The following is a 24,701-nucleotide window of genomic DNA, read 5'->3' as shown; positions in this document are numbered from 1 at the left end:
CGTCAAGCACGAAATAATTTTAAAATCCGCAAGGAGTTGTGAAAATGTCTCAAAACAAGACCTTTAACACGCCATTTCTTCTGGCGATAATCTGTATTTATTTAAGTTATTTTCTCCACGGCATTAGCGTCATTACGCTGGCGCAAAATATGACGTCTCTCGCAGAAAAGTTCTCCACCGACAATGCCGGGATTGCCTATTTAATTTCAGGCATTGGTTTGGGGCGACTGGTGAGTATTTTATTCTTTGGTGTGCTCTCAGATAAGTTTGGCCGCCGGGCGATCATTCTGTTAGGCGCTATTCTGTATATGCTGTTTTTCTTCGGTATTCCCGCCAGCCCTAATCTGCTGATTGCCTTTATTCTGGCTGTTTGCGTTGGCGTGGCTAACTCGGCGCTGGATACCGGTGGCTATCCGGCATTAATGGAATGCTTCCCCAAAGCATCAGGATCGGCTGTTATCCTGGTTAAAGCGATGGTCTCGTTCGGGCAGATGCTCTACCCCATTGTCGTCAGCACCATGCTGCTCAACCATATCTGGTACGGCTATGCGGTCATTATCCCCGGCGTACTGTTCGTCGTTATTACCCTAATGCTGTTAAAAAGCCGCTTTCCCAGCCAGATGGTGGATGCCGGTATCGCCAAAGAGCTGCCACAGATGAACAGCAAACCGTTGGTCTGGCTGGAAGGAGTCGCTTCCGTGATGTTCGGTGTCGCGGCGTTTTCAACCTTTTACGTCATCGTGGTCTGGATGCCGAAATACGCCATGGCGTTTGCCGGCATGGCGGAAGCCGACGCCCTGAAAACGATCTCTTACTACAGTATGGGATCGTTGGTCTGCGTATTTATTTTTGCCGCCCTGCTGAAGAAAATGGTTCGACCGATATGGGCAAATGTGTTTAACGCCGCGCTGGCAACCATCACCGCAGCGGTCATCTATTTATATCCCTCTCCGCTGGTGTGTAACGCCGGTTCATTTCTGATTGGTTTCTCTGCCGCTGGCGGTATTTTACAGCTTGGCGTCTCGGTGATGTCAGAGTTTTTCCCCAGGAGCAAAGCCAAAGTCACCAGTGTTTATATGATGATGGGTGGCGTAGCCAATTTTATTATCCCATTAATCACCGGATACCTTTCTAACATTGGCCTGCAATACATCATTTTGCTGGACTTTGCATTTGCTCTGCTGGCCTTCATCACCGCCATCATCGTCTTTATTCGTTACTACCGCGTATTTGATATTCCCAAAAATGATGTGCGGTTGGGCGAACGTTATTTTCAATAAATTGTTTAGAAGGAGTATCAAATGGACGTAACTGCTAAATATGAACTGATTGGCTTAATGGCCTACCCTATCAGACATAGTCTGTCACCAGAAATGCAAAACAAGGCATTAGAAAAAGCGGGACTACCTTTTACCTACATGGCATTTGAAGTCGATAACTCAACGTTTGCCAATGCCATTGCCGGACTGAAAGCGTTGAAGATGCGCGGCACCGGGGTCTCTATGCCCAATAAGCAGTTGGCATGTGAATATGTTGATGAATTGACCCCTGCGGCCAAACTGGTCGGCGCAATCAATACCATCGTGAACGATGATGGTTACCTGCGCGGTTACAATACCGATGGCACCGGTCATATTCGCGCCATTAAAGAAAGCGGCTTCGATATTAAAGGTAAAACCATGGTACTGTTGGGCGCGGGCGGCGCATCGACAGCCATTGGCGCGCAGGCGGCCATTGAAGGCATCAAAGAAATTAAGCTGTTTAACCGTAAAGATGAATTCTTTGAAAAGGCGCAGGCATTCGCCAAACGCGTCAATGAAAACACCGATTGCGTCGTGACCGTTATCGATCTCGCCGATCGGCAAGCATTTGCCGATGCCCTCGCCAGCGCGGATATTCTGACCAACGGCACAAAAGTCGGCATGAAGCCGCTGGACAACGAATCTCTCGTGACCGACGTTTCCCTGCTGCGCCCGGAGCTGCTGGTGACTGAATGCGTTTATAACCCGCATATGACCAAATTATTGCAACAGGCGCAACTTGCGGGTTGCAAAACAATTGATGGTTACGGCATGTTGTTATGGCAAGGGGCTGAACAGTTCAAACTCTGGACCGGGAAAGATTTCCCACTGGAGTATGTGAAACAGGTTATGGGTTTTGCAGCCTGACGGGCACGCATTTGTAATATATTTAAAGGGTAATCAATGAAAACCGTAACCGTAAGAAACCTCGTGATTGGCGAGGGTGCGCCGAAGATCATTGTCTCGCTGATGGGTATAGACATCGCCACGGTAAAAAGCGAAGCGCTGGCCTATCGCGAAGCGGATTTCGACATTCTGGAATGGCGAGTTGACCATTTCAGCGATGTCTCTTCCACAGATGCCGTGCTGGAAGCGGCTCGCGCCATCCGCGATGTGATAGCGGACAAACCGCTACTTTTCACCTTCCGCAGCGCCAAAGAAGGCGGTGAACAGGCACTGTCTGTCGAAAACTATATTGCACTTAACCGTGCAGCAGTAGACAGCGGTCTGGTGGATATGATCGACCTGGAGCTTTTCACCGGTGATGAGCTGGTTAAAGCGACCGTCGAACATGCCCACGCGAAAAATGTCAGCGTGATTATGTCGAATCATGATTTCCATAAGACACCAGCCGCAGAGGAGATCATCCAGCGTCTGCGTAAAATGCAGGAACTTGGCGCGGATATTCCTAAAATCGCCCTGATGCCGCAAAACAAAACGGATGTGCTGACACTGTTGGGCGCTACGCTGGAAATGCAAGAGCGCTATGCGGACCGGCCGATAATTACCATGTCGATGGCTAAAACTGGGGTGATTTCACGTCTCTCCGGCGAGGTTTTCGGTTCAGCAGCCACCTTTGGCGCCGTGAAAAAAGCGTCGGCCCCGGGACAAATTTCGGTCGCCGATCTGCGTACTGTATTAACAATATTGCATCAGGCTTAATAGCAGAATATATCCACATCACTATTAGCAATGCCCTGCCCCAGATATTCGCTTAACCACGAATATCTGGCTGGCAGCTAGGCCTGATTAAATTAACTCACAATATTATTGTCGACTATAGCGACAGGTAGTCGCACGCATATAATCTGGAGTTTATATGAAATTTCTAAGACCAAACCGTATCGATGGTCGGGTACCTGTATTATCCGCAGCAGAAGCCATTAATTATATTCCTGATGAAGCAACACTCTGTGTATTAGGCGCAGGCGGCGGTATTCTTGAAGCAACCACATTAATTAATGCATTGGCAGAAAAATACAAAAATACGCAATCACCACGTAATTTATCATTAATTAGCCCAACGGGTTTAGGCGACCGCGCCGACCGCGGAATCAGCCCGCTGGCGCAGGAAGGTTTAGTCAAATGGGCGCTCTGCGGCCACTGGGGACAATCGCCACGAATCTCCGACCTGGCTGAGCAGAATAAAATCGCTGCCTATAACTATCCTCAGGGCGTATTGACCCAAGCTCTGCGAGCATCAGCAGCCCACCAGCCTGGCATTCTGAGTGATATCGGCATCGGTACGTTTGTCGATCCTCGCCAACAGGGCGGCAAACTGAATGAGGTGACGACCGAAGATCTGATCAAACTGGTGGAAATCGATAACAAAGAGTACCTCTATTACAAAGCCATTGCGCCAAACATCGCTTTTATTCGCGCCACGACCTGCGATAGCGAAGGCTACGCCACCTTTGAAGATGAAGTGATGTATCTCGATGCGCTGGTGATTGCTCAGGCCGTACACAACAACGGCGGCATCGTCATGATGCAGGTGCAAAAAATGGTGAAGAAAGCCACGTTGCATCCGAAAGCGGTGCGTATTCCGGGCTATCTGGTCGATATTGTGGTCATCGACCCCGACCAAACCCAACTGTACGGTGGCGCGCCGGTTAACCGTTTTATTTCCGGCGATTTTGTCCTCGATGACAGCCAGCAAACAGCCCTGCCGCTTAACCAGCGTAAACTGGTGGCCAGACGCGCGCTGTTCGAAATGCGTAAAGGCGCGGTCGGCAACGTTGGCGTGGGCATCGCCGACGGGATTGGCCTTGTCGCACGCGAAGAAGGTTGTGCCGACGATTTTATTCTGACGGTCGAAACCGGCCCGATTGGCGGCATTACGTCTCAGGGCATCGCGTTTGGCGCCAACGTCAACACCCGCGCCATTCTGGATATGACCTCCCAGTTTGACTTCTACCACGGCGGCGGGCTGGATGTGTGTTATTTAAGTTTTGCTGAAGTGGATCGGCACGGCAATGTCGGCGTACATAAATTCAATGGCAAAATCATGGGCACCGGCGGTTTTATCGATATTAGCGCCACCTCCAGGAAAATTATTTTTTGCGGCACGTTAACTGCCGGAAGTTTGAAAACGGAAGTTGCCGACGGCAAGTTAAATATCGTGCAGGAAGGTCGGGTGAAAAAATTCGTTAACGAATTACCTGAAGTCACGTTCAGTGGAAAAATTGCCCTTGAGCGTGGTCTCGATGTGCGTTACATCACCGAACGCGCTGTATTTACGTTAAAAGAAGATGGCCTCCATTTAGTTGAAATTGCGCCAGGGGTCTCCTTGCAGGAAGACATTCTCGACAAAATGGACTTCACTCCGATTATTTCCCCAGACCTGAAACTGATGGACGAAAGATTATTTATCGATGCCTCGATGGGCTTTGTATTACCCGACGCAGCCAATTAAAAGGAGTACCCTGATGGATTTTTCATTAACTGAAGAACAAGAACTGTTGCTTGCCAGCATTCGCGAACTGATTACCAGCAATTTCCCGGAAGAGTATTTCCGCACCTGCGATCAGACGGCGACTTATCCGAAGGAATTTATGCGAGCTCTTGCGGACAACGGTATTTCGATGCTGGGCGTTCCGGAAGAGTTTGGCGGCATCCCGGCTGATTACGTCACCCAGATGCTGGCGCTGATGGAAGTGTCAAAATGTGGCGCGCCCGCATTTTTGATCACCAATGGTCAGTGCATCCACAGCATGCGACGTTTTGGCTCCGCCGAGCAGCTGCGTAAAACGGCAGAAAGCACCATGGAAACGGGCGATCCAGCGTATGCGCTGGCATTAACCGAACCGGGAGCAGGCTCCGACAATAACAGCGCCACCACCAGCTATACCCGCAAAAACGGCAAGGTGTATCTCAACGGGCAAAAAACATTTATCACCGGCGCTAAAGAGTATCCGTACATGCTGGTACTGGCTCGCGACCCGGAGCCGAAAGATCCGAAGAAAGCCTTTACGCTATGGTGGGTGGATTCAAAGAAACCTGGCATTAAGGTTAACCCACTGCATAAAATCGGCTGGCACATGTTAAGCACCTGCGAAGTCTATCTTGATAACGTTGAAGTGGACGAAAGCGATATGGTCGGCGAAGAAGGCATGGGCTTCCTTAATGTAATGTACAACTTTGAAATGGAACGCCTGATCAACGCCGCGCGCAGCACGGGTTTTGCCGAATGCGCCTTCGAAGATGCCGCTCGTTACGCTAACCAACGCATCGCATTTGGTAAGCCAATTGGTCATAACCAGATGATCCAGGAAAAACTGGCTCTGATGGCAATAAAAATCGAAAACATGCGTAATATGGTGCTGAAGGTCGCCTGGCAGGCCGATCAGGAACAGTCGCTGCGCACCAGTGCGGCGCTGGCAAAACTGTATTGTGCACGTACGGCAATGGAAGTGATTGACGACGCAATTCAGATTATGGGCGGACTGGGTTACACCGATGAAGCACGCGTATCCCGATTCTGGCGCGATGTCCGCTGTGAGCGCATTGGCGGTGGTACCGATGAAATCATGATTTACGTCGCGGGTCGCCAAATCCTGAAAGATTATCAAAATAAGTAAGCGGTATAACTGACCGGATAGCGCGGATGCGCTATCCGGGACGGTGCGGGGGAATCAGACTTCAGGCATCAGGCATTCTTGCTCAGCAAGGTTATTTTTAAACTGCCTACGATAATCGCTGGGAGTACATCCCACATGCCGCTGAAAAAGTTTGGCAAAATGATCGACGTTTTCATACCCTACCCGCCACGAAATTTCCGCCAACGAGGCCTCGGTATTAGTCAGGGAAAATTTTGCCTCCGTCATTCGTCGCTGAATAACATAATTGATGGGTGAAATACGATACTCCTTGGTAAATTCATGGCAGATATAGCTCACGCTGGCGCGGAATTTTTTAGATAACTGTTCGAGAGTGATTTTTTCGCGGAAATTGTTATTTAAATAGACCAGTACATCTTTAATTAAGACATCTTTTTTAATATATCCTTGTTCAGAGCGGTAAGCATTTTTAAAGTTTTCGTAATATAACACGGTTAATGCATACGCGAATGCGTCATAAGCGGAAGAAGTCAGGTTGTTCTTGCTCTGCGGGAGCATCACCCCCAGTTCATTAAAAATACTCTTAATAACCTCTTTACCCTGACTGACGTTAATGACCGGACACGAGTGCGTCTGCAATAGCTGATTATCCTGCCAGCCTTTAAACCGGAAACCGTAGAGCGCGCAGGTGTAAGTGGTAGCCGGTGCGCTGGTATCAGATGCAACCGCATGTAATCGCCCTTGTTCAATCACCACAATGTCCCCGGCATGCGCGACATACAGCGAAGAGTCGATGATTAATCTTGCAACCCCCTTTTTAACATAGATAAGCTCCGTTTCATTATCATGAACATGATGGCCGGATTCCCAGTTAGGATCATCGCTAATGACGAATCGGGAAAGTCTCGGCGTTTTCCCCTGCTCAAAAAGGGTCTCCATGGCATTATCAAAGCAGCGTTGATACATGACAACCTCCACCTAAAGGCAGTAATTTTGCGAATAATTAATATCAGAAAGCGAAAACAATAATGATGTTATACAACGTTATTCCTTGCTGGCGAAACAAAATTATTTGCGTCGACTGCAAGATGATACCTCCGGCGCTATCTCGCTGTTCTCTACGATTATTCCCGTTTTATAAAAACTGATAAGAGTAAATGTTATTAATTCAACATTAACAATTTACATATCAGAAACAAATTAAGCGTAGAAACGATAAAAAACAGGATGCATTTCGCAATTATCCTTTCCTGGTGTGTTTGCTATTTTTTTTCTTCAGTACACAACCCCGAGCTCTCGTTTATGAAACAAGCATTCCCGCCGCACTTTTTTTTGCAAGATTGTTGGGAATGAAAACAGATTGCCCCGTCGAAAACAGTCCCCTCTCTGCCGCACACTATTTTCAGTTAATTTTCCCTACTGTGGATGACTGGAGATGCCATGAAAATAATAACCTGCTTTAAGTTGGTGCCTGAAGAACAGGACATTGTTGTTACCCCACAGCGTTCGCTTAACTTTGACCGGGCCGACGCCAAAATCAGCCAGTTTGATCTGAATGCGATTGAGGCCGCGGCGCAACTGAGTACGGAGGGTGATGAAATCGTCGCTTTAACCGTGGGCGGCTCGCTACTGCAAAATTCCAAAGTGCGTAAAGACGTGCTGTCGCGTGGACCGGACAGTTTGTTCATGGTGCAGGATCCACAGCTGGAGCATTCATTGCCCCGCGACACCGCTCAGGCGCTGGTCTGCGCGGCCAAAAATATAAATTTCGACCTGATGCTGTTCGGAGAAGGATCGGGGGATATCTACGCCCAACAGGTTGGCTTACTGGTTGGCGAACTGTTGCAACTCCCGGTGATTAGCGCCGTCAGCAACATCCAACGTAATGGCGACCGCATCGTTGTTGAGCGTACGCTGGAAGATGAAGTCGAAGTGATTGACCTGCCACTCCCCGCTGTACTCTGCGTAACCTCGGATATCAACACGCCGCGTATTCCCTCAATGAAAGCCATTCTCGGCGCGGGTAAAAAGCCCGTCACAACATGGCAAGCCAGCGATATTGGCTGGACGCCAGCGTCACCGTTAGCGGAACTGGTAAGCCTTACCGTACCGCCACAAACAGAACGTAAGCACATCATTCTGGAAAATGACTCGGCTGAAGCCATTGCCGAACTGGCGGAACACCTGAAAAAAGCCCTGAACTAAGCTCAACGGAGAGAAATTATCATGAGTAAATTAGCTAACGTATGGGTGTTCAGCGATAACGTAGAACGCTACGCAGAATTAATGGCCGGCGCGCGTCAGTGGGGTGAACACGTCCATCTTATTGTACAAGGCAGCGAACAAGCTAATCAGGTTAAACCTCTGGGTGCCGATGAGATAATCGTGCTCGAAGCCCCCTCCGGTTTACAGCGTGTTGAAAATTACGCCGAAACCATTGCAGCGCAGATGCAAGAACACGCCGGAATGCTGTTGATGCCCGCTACAAAGCGCGCGAAATCACTTGGGGCACGGTTAAGCATCCAACTCAATGCCGCGATGGTGAACGACGCAATATCGGTGACGCTTGAGGATGACACCGTGTTCGCAGAGCACCGCATGTATGGTGGTCTGGCATTCGGCAAAGAAAAAATCAAAAGCGCGCTGGCAATTATCACGCTAGCCCCAGGGGTGCTTGAACCCGTAGCGGAAAACGCATCGCACACCTGTCCTGTTGTCTCGGCAGCTTACATCGCACCGCTTCATGAAATTATGTGCAAGGAACGTCGCGCCAAATCCGTGAGCAGCGTGGACCTCAGTAAAGCCAAACGTGTGGTTGGCGTGGGGCGCGGCCTGGTTGCGCAACACGATCTGGAGATGGTGCACCAGTTGGCATCGGTACTGGGTGCAGAAGTGGGCTGTTCACGCCCGATTGCCGAAGGCGAAAACTGGATGGAGCGCGAACGCTACATTGGCGTTTCTGGTGTGTTACTGAAATCAGACCTTTACCTCACGTTAGGCATCTCAGGACAAATTCAACACATGGTCGGCGGTAACGGCGCGAAAGTCATTGTCGCTATCAATAAAGACAAAAAAGCCCCTATTTTCAATTACGCCGATTACGGCCTGGTAGGCGATATCTACAAAGTTGTTCCGGCCCTTATCGAACATCTCAGCCGCTAACCCCCCATTTAACGCACATCTCCCGCTGCTTCGCGGCGGGAAAGGAGCATAAAGCATGTCAGATGAAAAATTCGATGCCATTGTGGTCGGTGCTGGCGTGGCGGGTACAGTTGCAGGCTACGTTATGGCGCAGGCCGGACTGGACGTGCTGGTCATCGAACGCGGAAACAGTGCGGGCAGTAAAAATATGACCGGTGGGCGACTCTATGCGCATAGTCTGGAACGCATCATGCCGGGATTCGCGCAGGAAGCACCACTCGAACGTAAAGTGACCCGCGAAAAAATATCCTTCCTGACCGAAGAGAGCGCCGTAACGCTCGACTTTCATCGGGATAAAGACAACGCGCCAGCGCAGGATTCTTACACCGTGTTGCGCAACCGACTTGATCCCTGGCTGATGGAAAAAGCAGAACAGGCCGGCGCGCAGTTCATCCCCGGCGTCCGCGTTGATGCGCTGATCCGCGAAGGTAATAAGGTCACCGGCGTGCAAGCTGGTGACGATATCCTGGAAGCCAATATTGTCATCCTGGCCGATGGCGTCAACTCAATATTAGGACGGTCGCTGGGGATGGTCCCTCCCTCTTCTGCTCACCACTATGCCGTTGGCGTAAAGGAGTTGATCGGCTTACCTCCGGCTGTGATTGCAGATCGATTCAACCTCTCAGGCGATGAAGGCGCAGCCTGGCTGTTTGCTGGTTCACCGTCTGATGGACTGATGGGGGGAGGCTTTCTGTATACCAACCAGGACTCGGTCTCTCTGGGGCTGGTATGCGGGCTGGGGGATATTGCTCACGCGACGAAAAGTATTCCACAAATGCTGGAAGACTTTAAGCAACACCCGACTATTCGTCCACTGATTGCGGGAGGAGAACTGCTGGAGTATTCCGCACATATGGTACCGGAAGGCGGTCTGGCAATGGTACCCAAACTGGTTGATGACGGCGTAATGATCGTCGGCGATGCCGCGGGTTTCTGTCTGAATCTGGGTTACACGGTGCGTGGTATGGATTTAGCAATAGCCTCCGCAGAAGCTGCCGCCCAAACCGCCATTGCAGCCAAAGAACGCCAGGACTTCTCCGCCAGCAGCCTGATGGACTACAAACGCGCCCTCGAACAGGGCTGTGTGATGCGTGATTTACAGCATTTTCGCAAGATCCCGGCGCTGATGGAAAACCCGCGCCTGTTCACCCAATACCCTCGCATGGTCGCAGATATCATGAACGATATGTTCACCGTTGACGGACGCCCGAACCAACCGATTCGTAAGATGATGATGTCCCATGCGAAGAAAATTGGGTTGATGAACTTACTGAAAGACGGCATCAAGGGGGCAACTGCGCTATGAGTCAGGACAATACCGTTAACGTCGACGTCAAGCTGGGCGTCAATAAATTCAATGTCGATGAAGGTCACCCGCACATTATTCTGGCCGAACATCCCGATCTGAATGAATTTCGCAAACTGCTGAAGGCCTGTCCCGCCGGACTGTATAAGCAGGACGAGAGTGGGAATATTCATTTTGATTCTGCTGGCTGCCTGGAGTGTGGCACCTGTCGGGTGCTGTGCGGCGATACGATCCTCGAACAATGGGAGTATCCGGCAGGAACATTTGGCATTGATTTTCGCTACGGCTAACGGATTGAGCCGTTGTACCCCGGATCGGCCTCCACGGCCAATCCGGTCAGACGTATGCCGATATTATCCAGGGAATAACGAATGAGTATCACACTAACGTTTAACGCCGAACGTCGCGATGCCTGGCGACAACAAGGTTTATGGGGAGATGCTTCGCTTGGCGATTACTGGAACCAAACAGCCAGAGCCATGCCGGATAAAATCGCCGTGGTTGATAATCATGGCGCTTCATATACCTACGCCGCACTCGACAGTGCCGCCAGCAGTCTGGCGAGCTGGTTTTTAGCCTGCGGTATTCAACCCGGCGATCGCGTCGCTTTCCAGTTGCCTGGCTGGTGCGAATTTACCATTATTTATCTGGCCTGCCTGAAAACTGGAGCCGTTTCCGTCCCGTTACTACCCGCCTGGCGCGAAGCGGAGTTAGTATGGGTATTAAATAAATGTAAAGCGAAGATTTTTTTCGCACCTACCCTGTTTAAACAAACCCGGCCGGTCGATTTGATCCTCCCCTTACAAACCCAGTTACCGCATCTGCAACAGATTGTTGCCGTGGATAAACTGGCGCCGGCAACCACCTCGCAGGCACTCAGCCAACTGCTTTTAGCACCGCCGTTAAATCAAACGATTAACGTTCACGCGGATGAACTGGCAGCGGTACTGTTTACCTCCGGAACCGAGGGAATGCCGAAAGGCGTAATGTTAACCCACAACAATATCCTTGCCAGCGAACGCGCCTACTGCGCCCGTCTCAATCTCACCTGGCAAGATGTGTTTTTAATGCCCGCGCCGCTAGGACATGCTACCGGTTTTCTGCATGGCGTTACCGCACCGTTTTTAATCGGCGCACGCAGCGTGTTGTTGGATATTTTTACCCCAGACGCCTGTCTCGATCTGCTGGAGCAACAGCACTGCACCTGCGTACTCGGCGCAACGCCATTTGTCTATGACATGTTGTGTCGCATGGAAAAACGCGCCTGCGATCTCTCATCGCTACGCTTTTTTTTATGCGGAGGCACCACCATTCCGCAAAAGATTGCCCGTGACTGCCAACGGCTCGGCATTAAATTGTTAAGCATTTATGGTTCAACGGAGAGCTCGCCGCATGCGCTGGTCAATCTCGATGATTCACCTTCCCGCATGATGACAACCGACGGCTATGCTGCCGCAGGGGTCGAAATTAAAGTCGTTGATGAAGCGCGCAATACCCTGCCTGCAGGAGTAGAAGGTGAAGAGGCCTCGCGTGGCCCCAATGTTTTTATGGGCTACCTCGATGAACCCGAACTGACCGCCCGCGCGCTGGATAAAGAGGGGTGGTATTACAGTGGCGACTTATGCCGGATGGACGACGCGGGATACATCAAAATAACCGGGCGTAAAAAAGATATTATTGTGCGCGGAGGGGAAAATATCAGCAGCCGCGAGGTAGAGGATATTTTATTGCAACATCCACGCATTCATGATGCCTGCGTTGTCGCGATGCCGGACGAACGGTTAGGTGAACGGTCGTGCGCTTATGTGGTACTAAAAGCCCCGCATCATTCGCTGTCGCTGGAATCTGTCGTCGCCTTTTTTAGCCGCAAACGGGTGGCAAAGTATAAATACCCGGAGCATATCGTGGTTGTCGAGAAGTTACCTCGCACAGCGTCCGGTAAGGTACAAAAATACCAGTTGCGTCAGGATATTATTAAACGTTTGAGCATGGAGAGTATTGCAGGATAAAGTGCCGGATGGCGATGCTAACGCATCTTATCCGGCCTACGTTGAATAGGCCGGATAAGGCATAATGTTACTTGTTCAGTTCAGCCAGGCTCAGCCAGGTCTGTACGACGGTGTCCGGGTTCAGCGACAGACTGTCGATCCCCTCTTCCATCAGCCAGGCCGCGAAGTCTTCGTGGTCAGAAGGTCCCTGACCGCAAATACCCACGTATTTGCCCTGTTTCTTAGCAGCGCGAATCGCCATCGACAGTAGCGCTTTCACCGCGTCGTTACGCTCATCAAACAGTTCAGAAACCACACCCGAGTCACGGTCCAGGCCCAGCGCCAACTGCGTCATGTCGTTTGAGCCGATGGAGAAGCCATCGAAGTACTCAAGGAACTGTTCTGCCAACAGGGCGTTAGACGGGATCTCGCACATCATGATGATCTTCAGGCCATTCTCGCCGCGTTTCAGCCCCTGGCGCGCCAGCTCTTCAACCACCGCTTTCGCTTGGGCAACGGTACGTACAAACGGTACCATCACTTCAACGTTAGTCAGACCCATATCGTTACGGACACGTTTCACCGCGTCACATTCCAGTGCAAAACAGTCGCGGAAGCTGTCTGAAACGTAACGGCCCGCCCCGCGGAAGCCCAGCATCGGGTTCTCTTCGTGCGGCTCATAACGCTCACCGCCGACCAGGTTAGCATATTCGTTGGACTTAAAGTCCGACATACGCACGATGACGCGTTTCGGATAAAACGCCGCACCCAGCGTCGCGATCCCTTCCGTCAGACGGCCAACGTAGAATTCACGCGGAGAGTCGAAACCTTTCATCATGCCGCGGATTTCATTTTGTAGCTCAGGCGTCTGGTCATCAAACTCCAGCAGCGCACGAGGGTGCACGCCGATCATGCGGTTGATAATAAATTCCAGACGCGCCAGGCCGACACCTTCGTTTGGCAGGCAGGCAAAGTCAAAAGCCCGGTCCGGGTTGCCGACGTTCATCATCACCTTCAACGGCAGATCCGGCATGGTCTCCACGCTGGAGCTCTTCACGCTGAAATCAAGCATCTCAGCGTAAACATAACCGGTGTCGCCTTCGGCACAGGAGACAGTGACCTTCTCACCATCCTTCATGCGCTCGGTGGCATCGCCGCAGCCAACCACGGCAGGGATCCCCAGTTCACGGGCAATGATCGCCGCATGGCAGGTACGACCGCCACGGTTGGTCACAATCGCCGCCGCTTTCTTCATGATCGGTTCCCAGTCCGGGTCGGTCATATCAGTCACCAGTACGTCGCCGGGTTCAATACGGTTCATTTCGCTGATGTCGTGAATAACTTTGACCGGGCCGGCGCCAATGCGGTGACCGATGGCGCGACCTTCAGCAATAATTTTGCCCTGGGCGTGTAGCGTATACCGCTCCATCACCTGCCCGCGAGAACGCACGGTTTCCGGGCGAGCCTGAACAATGAACAGCTTGCCGGTATGACCGTCTTTCGCCCATTCGATGTCCATCGGACGACCGTAGTGCTTCTCGATCTGTACCGCCTGCTTCGCCAGTTCCTGCACTTCATCATTGGTCAGAGAGAAAATATCGCGTTGTTCCTGCGGCACATCCTCAATGGTCACCTGCTTACCGTGTTCCTGGGTTGGCGCGTAGACCATACGGATTTTTTTCGATCCCATGGTGCGACGAACGATCGCCGGACGGTTAGCCGCCAGAGTCGGTTTGTGCACGTAGAACTCATCCGGGTTAACGGCACCCTGCACCACCATCTCGCCCAGACCCCATGCGGAAGTGATAAACACTACCTGGTCGAAACCGGATTCGGTATCGATGGAGAACATAACGCCTGAGGACGCAAGGTCAGAGCGCACCATCCGCTGGACGCCAGCAGAAAGCGCCACGCCACGGTGGTCATAGCCCTGGTGAACACGGTAAGAGATCGCGCGGTCGTTAAACAACGAAGCAAATACGTGTTTGATAGCGACCAGGACAGCATCGAAGCCCTGGACGTTAAGGAAGGTTTCCTGCTGACCAGCAAATGACGCATCTGGCATATCTTCTGCGGTGGCGGAAGAACGCACGGCAAAAGAAGCATGGGCATCGTCTGCTGACAGCTGCGCGTAGGCATCGCGGACGGCATTTTCCAGCTCCGGCTGGAAAGGAGTGTCGATAATCCACTGGCGGATTTGTGCCCCGGCTTTCGCAAGCTCGGTAACATCATCAATATCCGTTTTATCCAGCAGCTCATAAATGCGCTGGTTTACACCGCTTTGGTCCAGAAACTGGTTAAACGCATCGGCGGTTGTTGCAAAACCATTCGGTACGGAAACTCCCATACCGGAAAGGTTAGTAATCATTTCACCCAGGGAGGCATTTTTGCCCCCAACTCTGTCTACATCATTCATGCCGAGTTGGTTATACCAAAGCACCAGCGGTGACGAGCCATTGTTGGACATCGAACAATCCTTATATATGAACGAGGTTAGGAAACTCAATTTTGCGTATTTATCTTTGCATATTTACCGCGGCGAAAAAAACGGTGAATCGTTCAAGCAACTTTATTTTTTATTTTTTAAGATTGTTTCCGCATTTGCGCAAACCCGCGAGCGACACGGGATCACCACAAAAACTACCGGTATAAACATTTGTTCCGAAAAATGAAATGCACTTTTCATTAAATATAAAAATAGCGTTTCACTTTATAAAAGTGATGGCGCAATATTCGCTTCTGGCGAATTTTAATTTATGCTTTCAGAGAATTATGTCTGCCCCAGGATGCGCAAAATGGATAATGCTGTTGATCGTCACGTTTTTTATATTTCTGATGGTACGGCCATCACCGCCGAGGTATTGGGCCACGCGGTAATGTCGCAATTTCCGGTCACTATCAACAGCATTACGCTGCCGTTTGTTGAAAACGAGAGTCGCGCGCGCGCGGTTAAAGACCAGATTGACGCCATTTACCAACAAACCGGCGTGCGTCCTCTGGTGTTTTACTCCATCGTCTTGCCGGAAATCCGCTCAATCATTCTGCAAAGCGAGGGGTTTTGTCAGGATATCGTACAGGCGCTGGTCGCTCCATTGCAGCAAGAGATGAAGCTCGACCCAACGCCGATTGCCCATCGTACCCACGGCCTGAATCCCGGCAACCTCAACAAGTACGATGCGCGTATTGCCGCTATTGATTACACCCTTGCCCATGACGATGGTATTTCGTTGCGCAACCTCGATCAGGCGCAGGTGATCCTGCTCGGTGTTTCCCGTTGCGGCAAAACCCCGACCAGTTTGTATCTGGCCATGCAGTTTGGTATCCGCGCGGCCAACTACCCCTTTATTGCCGATGATATGGATAATCTGGTGCTGCCCACATCCCTGAAGCCGCTGCAGCATAAACTGTTCGGTCTGACCATCGACCCCGAACGCCTGGCGGCGATCCGCGAAGAGCGACGAGAGAACAGCCGTTACGCCTCGCTACGCCAGTGTCGGATGGAAGTTGCCGAAGTGGAAGCGCTGTACCGGAAAAATCAGATCCCATGGTTAAACAGTACCAACTATTCGGTAGAAGAGATTGCTACCAAGATCCTCGACATTATGGGGCTGAATCGCCGCATGTACTAGAATGCTAGTGCATTGGTTCAATTTTTTGTTATTATGCTCGCCACCAGGCCGGATGAGTGTGATATTGTGATGCACATCACTTCCCGGTAGTCCTGCCGTTGAAGCAACAAATTTCTGAGACAAGTAATGAACAGAACCGATGAACTCCGTACTGCGCGTATTGACAACCTGGTCACTCCAGCAGAGCTTGCGCAGCGGCATCCTGTTTCGTCCGCCGTCGCCCGTCATGTTACGGACTCCCGACGCCGGATAGAAAAAATATTGAATGGCGAAGATCCCCGTTTGCTGGTGATCGTAGGCCCTTGCTCAATTCACGATCTCGATGCCGCCGTGGAATACGCGACGCGCCTGCAGGCGCTGCGCGAAAAGCACCAGACGCGTCTGGAAATCGTGATGCGTACCTATTTTGAAAAGCCACGCACCGTCGTGGGTTGGAAAGGCTTAATTTCCGACCCGGACCTGAACGGCAGCTACCGTGTGAACCACGGCATTGAGCTGGCGCGTAAACTGCTGCTGCAGGTCAACGAACTGGGCGTCCCCACGGCCACTGAATTTCTCGATATGGTGACCGGCCAGTTTATTGCTGATTTAATCAGTTGGGGCGCCATTGGCGCGCGCACCACCGAAAGCCAGATCCACCGCGAAATGGCGTCTGCTCTTTCCTGCCCGGTTGGGTTTAAGAACGGGACGGATGGTAATACCCGTATCGCCGTCGATGCGATTCGCGCCTCCCGCGCCAGCCATATGTTCCTCTCCCCGGATAAAACCGGCCAGATGACCATTTATCAGACCAGCGGTAATCCATACGGGCATATCATTATGCGCGGCGGTAAAAAGCCGAATTATTTTGCTGAAGATATTGCCGCCGCCTGCGATACCTTGCACGAATTTTCCCTGCCTGAGCATCTGGTCGTCGATTTCAGCCATGGTAATTGCCAGAAGCAGCATCGCCGTCAGTTGGAAGTGTGTGATGACGTATGCCAGCAAATTCGCAACGGTTCGACGGCGATTGCCGGGATCATGGCGGAAAGTTTCCTGCGTGAAGGCACGCAAAAAATCGTCAGCGGTCAGCCGCTGGTTTACGGTCAGTCGATTACCGACCCGTGCCTGAACTGGGAAGATACTGAACTACTGGTGGACAAACTCGCCTCGGCGGTTGATAGCCGTTTTTAACGCTGTACACCGGGTAACACCACGTTGCCCGGTGGTAATTCTTTGTTTTTTCCTTCATTGTTGTGCAAAAACTGTCCCCGTCACAATTATTTCACAAAAACGCTTGCCGCACATTTGCAGTTTGATGATAATGATTATCATTGTTACATTGATTGCTATTTTTAAACTCTATGTCACGTATGGATAACACAACAGCAACGCCTGCAAAAGAAAAAACACCGCCTGCCGTCGCCGCAACCGAGCGTCGCATTGACAGTAAAAGTTTGCTGGGCAAAGAAGGACGCGTGATTATAGAGCACGATGGCCAGCACTACCTGCTGCGCCAGACCCATGCTGGAAAACTCATTCTGACTAAATAAACGACACTTTTCGCCAGCCACCCAGGTGATACCCAGGCAGCCAGCGCTTTTCGATTTTCTAATGGAGAGTTGCTATGCCCCACCTGCACACCGCATCCTTGCGCCCGTCGCTCCTGGCGTTGGCGATTGTCAGTAATCTTCCCGTCGTTGCCTGGGCGGCAGTAGAGGATATGACCGTCACCGCCACCGGTAATCCCCGTAGCGCCTTTGAAGCGCCGATGATGGTCAGCGTTATCGACGCTACTGCACCTGAAAACCAGACAGCCAGCTCGGCAGCCGACCTGTTACGGAAGGTTCCGGGCCTGAGCCTTGACGGTACGGGGCGGACAAATGGTCAGGACGTCAATCTGCGCGGCTATGACCGTCGCGGCGTTCTGGTGCTGGTGGATGGCGTTCGCCAGGGAACCGATACCGGGCACCTGAACAGTACCTTCCTCGATCCGGCGCTAATCAAGCGGATTGAAGTGGTGCGCGGCCCTTCCGCACTGTTGTATGGCAGCGGCGCGCTGGGCGGCGTAATCGCCTATGACACTGCGGATGCTAAAGACTTACTGGAGGCGGGTCAGAATAGCGGTTATCGCGTGTTCGGTACCGCGGCTACCGGCGATCACAGCCTCGGTATGGGCGCCAGCGCATTTGGCCGCACCGATACCCTCGACGGGCTGCTGGCCTGGTCCAGTCGCGATCGCGGTAATTTGCGCCAGAGCGACGGCACTACCGCCCCGAACGATGAAGCGATTAACAATATGCTGGCGAAAGGCAGTTGGAAAATTGACAGCGCCCAGACGCTGGCCGGCTCGCTGCGTTATTACAACAATGATGCCCGGGAACCTAAAAATCCACAAACCAGCGCGGCGGATACCACCAGCAATCCGATGACCGATCGCTCAACCATCCAGCGCGATGCGCAACTGACCTACTCCCTCGCCCCGGCGGATAATGACTGGCTAAACGCGGATGCCCGCATCTACTGGTCCGAAGCGCGCATTAATGCACAAAACACGGACAGCACCGGCGAATTTCGCAAGCAGACCACCAAAGGCGGGAAAGTCGACAACCGTAGCCGCCTGTTTACCGATTCATTTGCTTCTCACTTACTGACCTACGGCGGTGAATACTATCGTCAGGAACAACAACCGGGCGGCGCAACCACCGGTTTCCCGGAGGCAAAAATCGATTTTAGCTCCGGCTGGCTACAGGATGAAATCACCCTGCGCGACCTGCCGGTTACGCTGCTGGGGGGGACACGGTATGACTCTTATCGCGGTAGCAGCGACGGTTATGAAGATGTCGATGCCGATAAATGGTCGTCCCGCGCTGGACTCACCGTTGCGCCTGCCGACTGGCTGATGCTTTTCGGTTCATACGCTCAGGCCTTCCGTGCTCCAACCATGGGCGAGATGTATAACGACGCGAAACACTTCTCGATTGGCCGTTTTTACACCAATTACTGGGTGCCAAACCCGAACCTGCGTCCGGAAACCAACGAAACACAGGAATACGGATTTGGCCTGCGCTTTGACGATCTGTTGATGGCGAGTGATGCGCTCGAATTTAAAGCCAGCTATTTCGACACCAAAGCCAAAGATTACATCTCCACCAGCGTCGATTTTGCCGCTGCGACGACCATGTCCTATAACGTACCCAACGCCAAAATCTGGGGCTGGGACGTGATGGCGAAATACACCGCCGATCTGTTCAGTCTCGATATGGCCTATAACCGCACGCGGGGTAAAGATACTGACACGGGCGAGTACATTTCCAGCATTAACCCGGACACCGTCACCAGCAAACTGAACGTGCCGATTGCGCACAGCGGTTTCTCCGTTGGCTGGATAGGTACATTTGCTGACCGCTCAACGCACATCAGCAGCAGCTACGCCAAACAACCCGGCTATGCGGTAAACGACTTCTACGTGAGCTATCAGGGGCAACAGGCGCTAAAAGGCATGACCACCACACTGGTCCTGGGCAACGCCTTCGACAAAGAGTACTGGTCGCCGCAGGGCATTCCGCAGGATGGCCGCAATGGCAAAATTTTCGTGAGTTATCAGTGGTAATCACTTTTCCCCGGTTCGCCGGGGCAGCAATCTGGAAGGAAGAAACAATGAATCACCACACACGCTGGCTGGAACTGAAAAAAGAAAACCCTGGCAAATACGCACGTGACATCGCGGCTATGATGCACATCAGCGAGGCAGAACTGACCTTCGCGCGCGTCGGTCATGACGCCTGGCGCTTACGTGGCGAAGTCCGCGAAATCCTCGGCGCGCTGGAAGCCGTAGGCGAAACAAAATGTATTTGCCGCAACGAATATGCGGTGCATGAGCAGGTCGGCGCCTTTACCAACCAGCACCTGAGCGGGCATGCCGGGCTGGTACTCAATCCACGCGCCCTCGATCTGCGTCTGTTCCTGAATCAATGGGCAAACGCCTTTCATATCAGAGAAACAACCGCTCACGGCGAGCGTCAGAGCATTCAGTTTTTCGACCATCAGGGTGATGCATTACTGAAGGTCTATGCCACACAAAATACCCTCGTTGAAGAATGGGCAGCGTTACTGAGCCGTTTCATCTTCACTGAAAACCCGCCACTGGCGCTGCAATCCGCTAAAAACCCTGCTCCTGCTACCGTCACCGTTGATGCACAGACCGTGGATCAAGAGTGGCGAGCCATGACCGATGTCCACCAGTTCTTCGGTCTGCTGAAACGCCACGATCTCACTCGCCAACAGGCGTTTAATCTGGTGGGCGATGATCTGGCCTGTAAAGTGACCAATGGCGCACTGGCGCAGTTACTCAATACCGCGCGTCAGGATGGTAATGAAATTATGGTGTTTGTGGGTAATCGCGGCTGCGTACAAATTTTTACCGGCGTGATAGAAAAACTGGTACCGATGAAAGGCTGGCTGAATATATTCAATCCAGCATTTACATTACATCTGCTGGAAGAAAGCGTGGCTGAAACGTGGGTAACGCGCAAACCAACCGCCGATGGACACGTTACCAGTCTGGAACTGTTTGCGGCCGATGGCACACAGATTGCCCAACTGTATGGTCAACGTACGGAAGGCGAACCGGAGCAAACGCAATGGCGCGCGCAAATTGACGCACTGACGCCGAAAGGGCTGGCCGCATGAACAAACTGCTGCTCCTGATTGCGTTGCTGCCCGTTACTGCGCTGGCGGTCCCCGAGGAAAGAGTCGTTACTCTGGGGGGCGACGTCACCGAAATTGTGTACGCGCTGGGGGCCCAGTCAACGCTTGTGGCGCGAGACAGTACCAGCCAGTGGCCTGAAGCCGCAAACGCCCTGGCTGACGTCGGCTATTTACGCCAGCTTAACGCCGAAGGGATCCTTGCCACCCGTCCGACGCTGGTCCTTGCCAGTGCGCAGGCGCAGCCTTCTCTGGCGCTAAAACAGGTCGAGCAGAGCAACGTCAGGGTTGTTACGATCCCGGCAAACAACGACCTTAACGCGATTGATGAAAAAATTCGCGTCATTGCCGAGGCGACTCACCGGGAGGCCGATGGCGAAACGTTGCGTGCAACCTTACGTCAGGAGCTGGCGGCGCTCCCGTCATCTGAACTTAACAAACGCGTCCTGTTTATTCTTAATCATGGTGGGATGACCGCCATGGCTGCAGGCCAGCAAACCGGAGCCGATGCCGCTATTCGCGCCGCCGGTTTGCGCAACGCGATGCAGGGGGTTAACCGTTATCAACCTCTTTCACAAGAAGGTGTGATTGCCAGCCAGCCGGACCTGGTGGTGATTTCACGGGAAGGTGTTAAGGCAATGGGTGGCGAGGCGAGCCTGTGGGCGCTGCCGGGGCTGGCGCAAACACCTGCGGGACGGAATAAACAGGTATTGCAGGTTGATGATATGGCACTGCTTGGCTTCAGTATCCGCACGCCGCAGGCCATTTTGCAGCTACGCGCGAAAGCAGAGCAATTGCCCTGATGTCCCGACGAATCACTTGTTCTTTGTGGGTCATGGCGCTAATGCTGGTCGTAATGACAATTTTGGCTACCGGTTTTGGCGCGTTGCGCCTGCCGGTAAGTCTGCTCTGGCGTGATGACAATGAAACTCTGCGTCAAATCTGGCTCACTATTCGCCTGCCCCGTGTTCTGCTGGCGCTGGTGATTGGCGGTTCTCTGGCGCTATCCGGCTGTGTGATGCAGGGACTGTTTCGCAACCCACTTGCCGACCCGGGATTACTCGGAATTAGCAGCGGTGCGGCCTGCGCCGTCGCCCTGTGGGTGGTACTGCCTGTCTCTTTGCCCGCGCTACTGATGCTGTATGCGCCAATGTTGGCTGCATTTGTCGGTGCACTGGCGGCAACCGTGGTGATTTTTATCCTCAGCCAACAGCGCGACGGTTCACTCTCGCGGCTGCTGCTGGTCGGTATTGCGATCAACGCGCTCTGCGGGGCGGCTGTTGGCGTTCTGTCGTGGGTCAGTAATGATGCGCAACTGCGCCAGCTGTCGCTGTGGGGGATGGGAAGTCTGGGCGCTGCGCAATGGTCCACGCTGCTGGCAGTTACCTCGCTGGCTATCCCGACGGTGCTGATCGTCTGGCGTCTGGCTTCGGCCCTGAACCTGCTGCAACTGGGCGAGGAAGAGGCGCATTATCTTGGCGTGAATGTGCGTACAATCCAGCGTATTTTACTGCTTTGCAGCGCCTTGCTGGTAGCCGCAGCGGTGGCAGTAAGCGGCGTAATTGGCTTTATCGGGCTGGTTATCCCGCATTTAATGCGTATGTGGCTCGGCGCAGACCATCGGGCCGTTATCCCCGGTTCCGTGCTGGCGGGCGCGTTTTTATTACTGATTGCCGACACGCTGGCCCGCACTTCAGTCGCGCCAGCGGAAATGCCGGTCGGTCTGTTAACCAGTCTGCTCGGCGCCCCATGGTTTTTATGGCTTATTTTTCGTCAGCGAGGATCGCATGGCTGAACATTTCGTTGCTGAAGGACTTCACTATCGCGTGGCTGGCAGGTCGGTGATTGCTGATGTATCGCTTGCCCTCGCAAAAGGTGAACTGGTGGCGCTCATCGGCCCAAACGGTGCGGGGAAATCTACCCTGCTGCGCCTGTTGACCGGTTTTCTCAAACCGATTACCGGGCGCTGCATGCTGGCGGGCAAAGCGCTGGATGAGTGGCATATGCAGACGCTGTCGCGCCATCGGGCGGTGATGCGTCAGCAAACGCAACTGGGATTTGACTGGCCGGTAGAGGCCGTTATCGCGATGGGCCGTGCGCCCTGGACCCAGCGTTCGGAACCTCGCCTTATCGCGCAGGTGATGGAGATGACCGGATGCGCGCCGTTGGCAGGTCGGCAATACGCCACGCTTTCCGGCGGCGAGCAACAGCGCGTGCAGTTAGCCCGCGCCCTGGCGCAACTCTGGTGCGACGGAGCGCCTCGCGGCTGGTTATTTCTTGATGAACCCACCTCGGCGCTGGATCTTTACCACCAGCAACATCTGCTGCGGTTACTGAAAACGCTTGTCGCTTCAGGAGAGCTGCATGTGTGTATTGTGCTTCACGATTTGAATCTGGCAGCTTTATGGGCTGACAGAATAGTGTTACTGCATAATGGCAGGCTGGCGTCGCAAGGGACGCCGGAGACCGTGTTACGGGCCGATGATCTGATGCGCTGGTACGGTGCTGAGGTTCACGTTGGCCATCATCCGGCCAACGTGTCCCCCCAGGTGTTTCTGGCGCCTTAGCTTGAACAGCTCACTTCCAGCCGTTTGCCCCACTCAGGCGGCCGGCTGACATAGTCATCATCGCGATCGACAAACGGGGTACGCAACGCCTGGTGCAGCCGATGTAGCTCGGCGTAATCTCCCTGCTCCGCCTGACTAATCGCCCGTTGCGCCAGCCAGTTGCGTAAAACCATCGCCGGGTTTGCCGCCTTCATCTGCGTTTGTCTGACATCGTCAACAACGCTGTCCTGTTCCAGGCGCGAGCGATACCGTGTGAACCAGTCGTCAAACGCCGCACGATCCACAAACTCATCGCGTAGCGGAGATAGCGCACTGTGTTGTTCCGTCAGACTGAGCATGCGAAACGTTCGCGTATAGTCGCTTCTTTCTCGCGCCATCAGGCTAAACAGTTCACTCAGCAGCTCGTTATCGTTTTTCTGCTCGCTAAAGAAGCCGAGCTTTTGCCGCATCCGTTGACCGTAACGCGTTAACAGCGCCAGTTGGTAATTGTCCAGCGCATCATTGAGCGCCTCGACCGGGATAAATGGCGACAGGGTTTGTGCCAGACGTTGCAGGTTCCACAGCGCGGCTGCAGGTTGATTATCGAAACTGTATCGTCCCTGATGATCGGAGTGGTTACAGATAAAATCCGGCACGTAGTCATCAAGAAAACCATACGGACCGTAATCCATCGTCAGCCCCAGAATAGACATGTTGTCCGTATTCATAACGCCATGCGCAAACCCTACCGCCTGCCAGTCGGCGATTAAGCTTGCGGTACGCATGACAATATCGCTAAACCACAGCTGATATTTATCGGCTTCTTCCTGCCAATGCGGCCAGTAATGACGAATCGCGAAGTCTGCAAGTTGACGGACTTTCTCCGGCTCGCGACGATAGTAAAAGTGTTCAAAATGGCCAAAGCGCATATGGCTTTGCGCCACGCGAATGAGCATCGCCCCATGCTCTACCGTTTCGCGATATACCGGCGTGTCGCTGGTGACAATCGACAATGCCCGCGTGGTGGGTATTCCCAGATAGTGCATCGCCTCGCTGGCCAGGCTTTCGCGAATGGTTGAACGCAGCACGGCGCGCCCATCCCCCATGCGGGAATAAGGCGTCAGTCCGGCACCCTTCAGGTGCCAGTCAAGCGTCGAGCCATCAGCAAGCTGTTGTTCGCCCAGCAGGATCCCACGTCCGTCACCAAGCTGACCGGCCCAAACGCCGAACTGATGTCCGCTATAAACTTGCGCTAAAGGCGACATCCCGGGAAGCAAGGATTCGCCTCCCCAAACGCCTGAACCCTCTGGAATAGTAAACAGCGCCGCAGGAATAGCCAATTGCTCAGCCAGAGCATCGTTATGCCAGATAAGATGCGCGTTTTTCAGGGGCGTAGGCGAGAGTGCTGTATAGGTTGCTGGTAATTCATCACGCCAGCGGGTGGTAAAAGACAGGGTCATAGGGCCTCCTGTCTCTAGTGTAGAC

The 24,701-nt window shown here is 52.8% G+C and carries 21 protein-coding genes; 18 read left to right on the top strand and 3 right to left on the bottom strand.

Features of this window, described 5'->3' with window-relative positions; genetic code table 11:
* Positions 1 to 44 precede the first annotated feature (44 nt).
* The 5 genes from FDX09_RS11135 to FDX09_RS11115 all read left to right on the top strand — a co-directional run bounded on the left by FDX09_RS11135 (position 45) and on the right by FDX09_RS11115 (position 5,881).
* Positions 45 to 1,280, top strand: coding sequence for an MFS transporter (locus FDX09_RS11135; RefSeq protein ID WP_038640238.1), 1,236 nt, complete (start codon positions 45 to 47; stop codon positions 1,278 to 1,280).
* 21 nt (positions 1,281 to 1,301) lie between these two features.
* A complete protein-coding gene (ydiB, locus tag FDX09_RS11130) occupies positions 1,302 to 2,168 on the top strand; it encodes a quinate/shikimate dehydrogenase (RefSeq protein WP_069324249.1) in 867 nt (288 codons plus the stop codon).
* 36 nt (positions 2,169 to 2,204) lie between these two features.
* A complete protein-coding gene (aroD, locus tag FDX09_RS11125; RefSeq protein ID WP_085049445.1) occupies positions 2,205 to 2,963 on the top strand; it encodes a type I 3-dehydroquinate dehydratase in 759 nt (252 codons plus the stop codon).
* Between the two features lie 157 nt (positions 2,964 to 3,120).
* Positions 3,121 to 4,716 carry an acyl CoA:acetate/3-ketoacid CoA transferase gene (locus tag FDX09_RS11120; protein ID WP_137347206.1) on the top strand — a complete coding sequence of 532 codons (1,596 nt, stop codon included), beginning with the start codon at positions 3,121 to 3,123 and terminating at the stop codon, positions 4,714 to 4,716.
* 13 nt (positions 4,717 to 4,729) lie between these two features.
* Complete coding sequence (locus tag FDX09_RS11115) at positions 4,730 to 5,881, top strand: acyl-CoA dehydrogenase (protein WP_038640230.1); 1,152 nt, start codon at positions 4,730 to 4,732, stop codon at positions 5,879 to 5,881.
* Between the two features lie 54 nt (positions 5,882 to 5,935).
* On the opposite strand, the gene FDX09_RS11110 is transcribed toward FDX09_RS11115, so the two are convergent.
* On the bottom strand, positions 5,936 to 6,826 hold the full coding sequence (locus tag FDX09_RS11110; RefSeq protein WP_038640228.1) for an AraC family transcriptional regulator: 891 nt from the start codon (positions 6,824 to 6,826) through the stop codon (positions 5,936 to 5,938).
* A 474-nt stretch (positions 6,827 to 7,300) separates the two neighbouring features.
* On the opposite strand from FDX09_RS11110, the gene FDX09_RS11105 reads away from it, so the two are divergent.
* From FDX09_RS11105 to fadK, 5 genes are all read left to right on the top strand, one after another.
* Positions 7,301 to 8,065: an electron transfer flavoprotein gene (locus FDX09_RS11105; RefSeq protein ID WP_137347205.1), complete on the top strand. Its 765-nt coding sequence runs from the start codon at positions 7,301 to 7,303 to the stop codon at positions 8,063 to 8,065.
* A 21-nt stretch (positions 8,066 to 8,086) separates the two neighbouring features.
* Positions 8,087 to 9,022, top strand: coding sequence for an electron transfer flavoprotein subunit alpha (locus FDX09_RS11100; RefSeq protein ID WP_137347204.1), 936 nt, complete (start codon positions 8,087 to 8,089; stop codon positions 9,020 to 9,022).
* Between the two features lie 55 nt (positions 9,023 to 9,077).
* Positions 9,078 to 10,367, top strand: a complete 1,290-nt coding sequence (locus FDX09_RS11095; RefSeq protein ID WP_085049450.1) for an FAD-dependent oxidoreductase — start codon at positions 9,078 to 9,080, stop codon at positions 10,365 to 10,367.
* Positions 10,364 to 10,657 (top strand): ferredoxin, encoded by a 294-nt coding sequence (locus tag FDX09_RS11090; RefSeq protein WP_038640220.1) that lies wholly within the window; start codon positions 10,364 to 10,366, stop codon positions 10,655 to 10,657. The genes FDX09_RS11095 and FDX09_RS11090 overlap by 4 nt, the downstream gene beginning before the upstream one ends.
* Positions 10,658 to 10,738: 81 nt before the next feature.
* Positions 10,739 to 12,376 (top strand): medium-chain fatty-acid--CoA ligase, encoded by a 1,638-nt coding sequence (gene fadK, locus FDX09_RS11085; protein WP_137347203.1) that lies wholly within the window; start codon positions 10,739 to 10,741, stop codon positions 12,374 to 12,376.
* 67 nt (positions 12,377 to 12,443) lie between these two features.
* Here fadK and ppsA read toward each other — a convergent pair whose 3' ends face one another.
* The gene (gene ppsA / locus FDX09_RS11080) at positions 12,444 to 14,822 is read right to left on the bottom strand and encodes a phosphoenolpyruvate synthase (RefSeq protein WP_042308787.1); all 2,379 of its coding nucleotides are present in this window, start codon (positions 14,820 to 14,822) and stop codon (positions 12,444 to 12,446) included.
* A gap of 328 nt (positions 14,823 to 15,150) precedes the next feature.
* Here ppsA and ppsR point away from each other — a divergent pair, with 328 nt between their 5' ends.
* The 8 genes from ppsR to FDX09_RS11040 all read left to right on the top strand — a co-directional run bounded on the left by ppsR (position 15,151) and on the right by FDX09_RS11040 (position 23,237).
* Entirely contained in the window at positions 15,151 to 15,984 is an 834-nt protein-coding gene (ppsR, locus tag FDX09_RS11075) for a posphoenolpyruvate synthetase regulatory kinase/phosphorylase PpsR (RefSeq protein WP_038640212.1), read from the top strand.
* 126 nt (positions 15,985 to 16,110) lie between these two features.
* Positions 16,111 to 17,157, top strand: coding sequence for a 3-deoxy-7-phosphoheptulonate synthase AroH (gene aroH, locus FDX09_RS11070; RefSeq protein WP_038640209.1), 1,047 nt, complete (start codon positions 16,111 to 16,113; stop codon positions 17,155 to 17,157).
* 170 nt (positions 17,158 to 17,327) lie between these two features.
* Positions 17,328 to 17,516, top strand: a complete 189-nt coding sequence (hemP, locus tag FDX09_RS11065) for a hemin uptake protein HemP (protein ID WP_038640207.1) — start codon at positions 17,328 to 17,330, stop codon at positions 17,514 to 17,516.
* A gap of 74 nt (positions 17,517 to 17,590) precedes the next feature.
* Positions 17,591 to 19,576, top strand: coding sequence for a TonB-dependent hemoglobin/transferrin/lactoferrin family receptor (locus FDX09_RS11060; protein ID WP_137347202.1), 1,986 nt, complete (start codon positions 17,591 to 17,593; stop codon positions 19,574 to 19,576).
* Positions 19,577 to 19,623: 47 nt separating this feature from the next.
* Positions 19,624 to 20,655 (top strand): ChuX/HutX family heme-like substrate-binding protein, encoded by a 1,032-nt coding sequence (locus tag FDX09_RS11055; protein WP_137347201.1) that lies wholly within the window; start codon positions 19,624 to 19,626, stop codon positions 20,653 to 20,655.
* Complete coding sequence (locus FDX09_RS11050) at positions 20,652 to 21,473, top strand: hemin ABC transporter substrate-binding protein (protein WP_087856698.1); 822 nt, start codon at positions 20,652 to 20,654, stop codon at positions 21,471 to 21,473. Before FDX09_RS11055 ends, FDX09_RS11050 begins: the two co-directional genes overlap by 4 nt.
* Positions 21,473 to 22,465: an iron ABC transporter permease gene (locus FDX09_RS11045; RefSeq protein WP_085049456.1), complete on the top strand. Its 993-nt coding sequence runs from the start codon at positions 21,473 to 21,475 to the stop codon at positions 22,463 to 22,465. The genes FDX09_RS11050 and FDX09_RS11045 overlap by 1 nt, the downstream gene beginning before the upstream one ends.
* Positions 22,458 to 23,237 (top strand): heme ABC transporter ATP-binding protein, encoded by a 780-nt coding sequence (locus tag FDX09_RS11040; RefSeq protein WP_137347200.1) that lies wholly within the window; start codon positions 22,458 to 22,460, stop codon positions 23,235 to 23,237. The genes FDX09_RS11045 and FDX09_RS11040 overlap by 8 nt, the downstream gene beginning before the upstream one ends.
* On the opposite strand, the gene selO is transcribed toward FDX09_RS11040, so the two are convergent.
* Positions 23,234 to 24,676, bottom strand: a complete 1,443-nt coding sequence (gene selO, locus FDX09_RS11035; RefSeq protein ID WP_137347199.1) for a protein adenylyltransferase SelO — start codon at positions 24,674 to 24,676, stop codon at positions 23,234 to 23,236. The genes FDX09_RS11040 and selO overlap by 4 nt on opposite strands.
* Between the last annotated feature and the right edge of the window lie 25 nt (positions 24,677 to 24,701).

This window comes from Citrobacter sp. wls717, assembly GCF_005280955.1.
GTDB lineage: Bacteria > Pseudomonadota > Gammaproteobacteria > Enterobacterales > Enterobacteriaceae > Citrobacter > Citrobacter werkmanii.
Note: the sequence above shows the minus strand (reverse complement) of the source record. Positions and strands in the feature narration are given on the sequence as shown.

Bases quoted from the DNA above. Each gene is read 5' to 3' on its own strand.
- FDX09_RS11135 (WP_038640238.1), top strand. From the start codon at position 45: ATGTCTCAAAACAAGACCTTTAACACGCCATTTCTTCTGGCGATAATC.
- ydiB (WP_069324249.1), top strand. From the start codon at position 1,302: ATGGACGTAACTGCTAAATATGAACTGATTGGCTTAATGGCCTACCCT.
- aroD (WP_085049445.1), top strand. From the start codon at position 2,205: ATGAAAACCGTAACCGTAAGAAACCTCGTGATTGGCGAGGGTGCGCCG.
- FDX09_RS11120 (WP_137347206.1), top strand. From the start codon at position 3,121: ATGAAATTTCTAAGACCAAACCGTATCGATGGTCGGGTACCTGTATTA.
- FDX09_RS11115 (WP_038640230.1), top strand. From the start codon at position 4,730: ATGGATTTTTCATTAACTGAAGAACAAGAACTGTTGCTTGCCAGCATT.
- FDX09_RS11110 (WP_038640228.1), bottom strand. From the start codon at position 6,826: ATGTATCAACGCTGCTTTGATAATGCCATGGAGACCCTTTTTGAGCAG.
- FDX09_RS11105 (WP_137347205.1), top strand. From the start codon at position 7,301: ATGAAAATAATAACCTGCTTTAAGTTGGTGCCTGAAGAACAGGACATT.
- FDX09_RS11100 (WP_137347204.1), top strand. From the start codon at position 8,087: ATGAGTAAATTAGCTAACGTATGGGTGTTCAGCGATAACGTAGAACGC.
- FDX09_RS11095 (WP_085049450.1), top strand. From the start codon at position 9,078: ATGTCAGATGAAAAATTCGATGCCATTGTGGTCGGTGCTGGCGTGGCG.
- FDX09_RS11090 (WP_038640220.1), top strand. From the start codon at position 10,364: ATGAGTCAGGACAATACCGTTAACGTCGACGTCAAGCTGGGCGTCAAT.
- fadK (WP_137347203.1), top strand. From the start codon at position 10,739: ATGAGTATCACACTAACGTTTAACGCCGAACGTCGCGATGCCTGGCGA.
- ppsA (WP_042308787.1), bottom strand. From the start codon at position 14,822: ATGTCCAACAATGGCTCGTCACCGCTGGTGCTTTGGTATAACCAACTC.
- ppsR (WP_038640212.1), top strand. From the start codon at position 15,151: ATGGATAATGCTGTTGATCGTCACGTTTTTTATATTTCTGATGGTACG.
- aroH (WP_038640209.1), top strand. From the start codon at position 16,111: ATGAACAGAACCGATGAACTCCGTACTGCGCGTATTGACAACCTGGTC.
- hemP (WP_038640207.1), top strand. From the start codon at position 17,328: ATGTCACGTATGGATAACACAACAGCAACGCCTGCAAAAGAAAAAACA.
- FDX09_RS11060 (WP_137347202.1), top strand. From the start codon at position 17,591: ATGCCCCACCTGCACACCGCATCCTTGCGCCCGTCGCTCCTGGCGTTG.
- FDX09_RS11055 (WP_137347201.1), top strand. From the start codon at position 19,624: ATGAATCACCACACACGCTGGCTGGAACTGAAAAAAGAAAACCCTGGC.
- FDX09_RS11050 (WP_087856698.1), top strand. From the start codon at position 20,652: ATGAACAAACTGCTGCTCCTGATTGCGTTGCTGCCCGTTACTGCGCTG.
- FDX09_RS11045 (WP_085049456.1), top strand. From the start codon at position 21,473: ATGTCCCGACGAATCACTTGTTCTTTGTGGGTCATGGCGCTAATGCTG.
- FDX09_RS11040 (WP_137347200.1), top strand. From the start codon at position 22,458: ATGGCTGAACATTTCGTTGCTGAAGGACTTCACTATCGCGTGGCTGGC.
- selO (WP_137347199.1), bottom strand. From the start codon at position 24,676: ATGACCCTGTCTTTTACCACCCGCTGGCGTGATGAATTACCAGCAACC.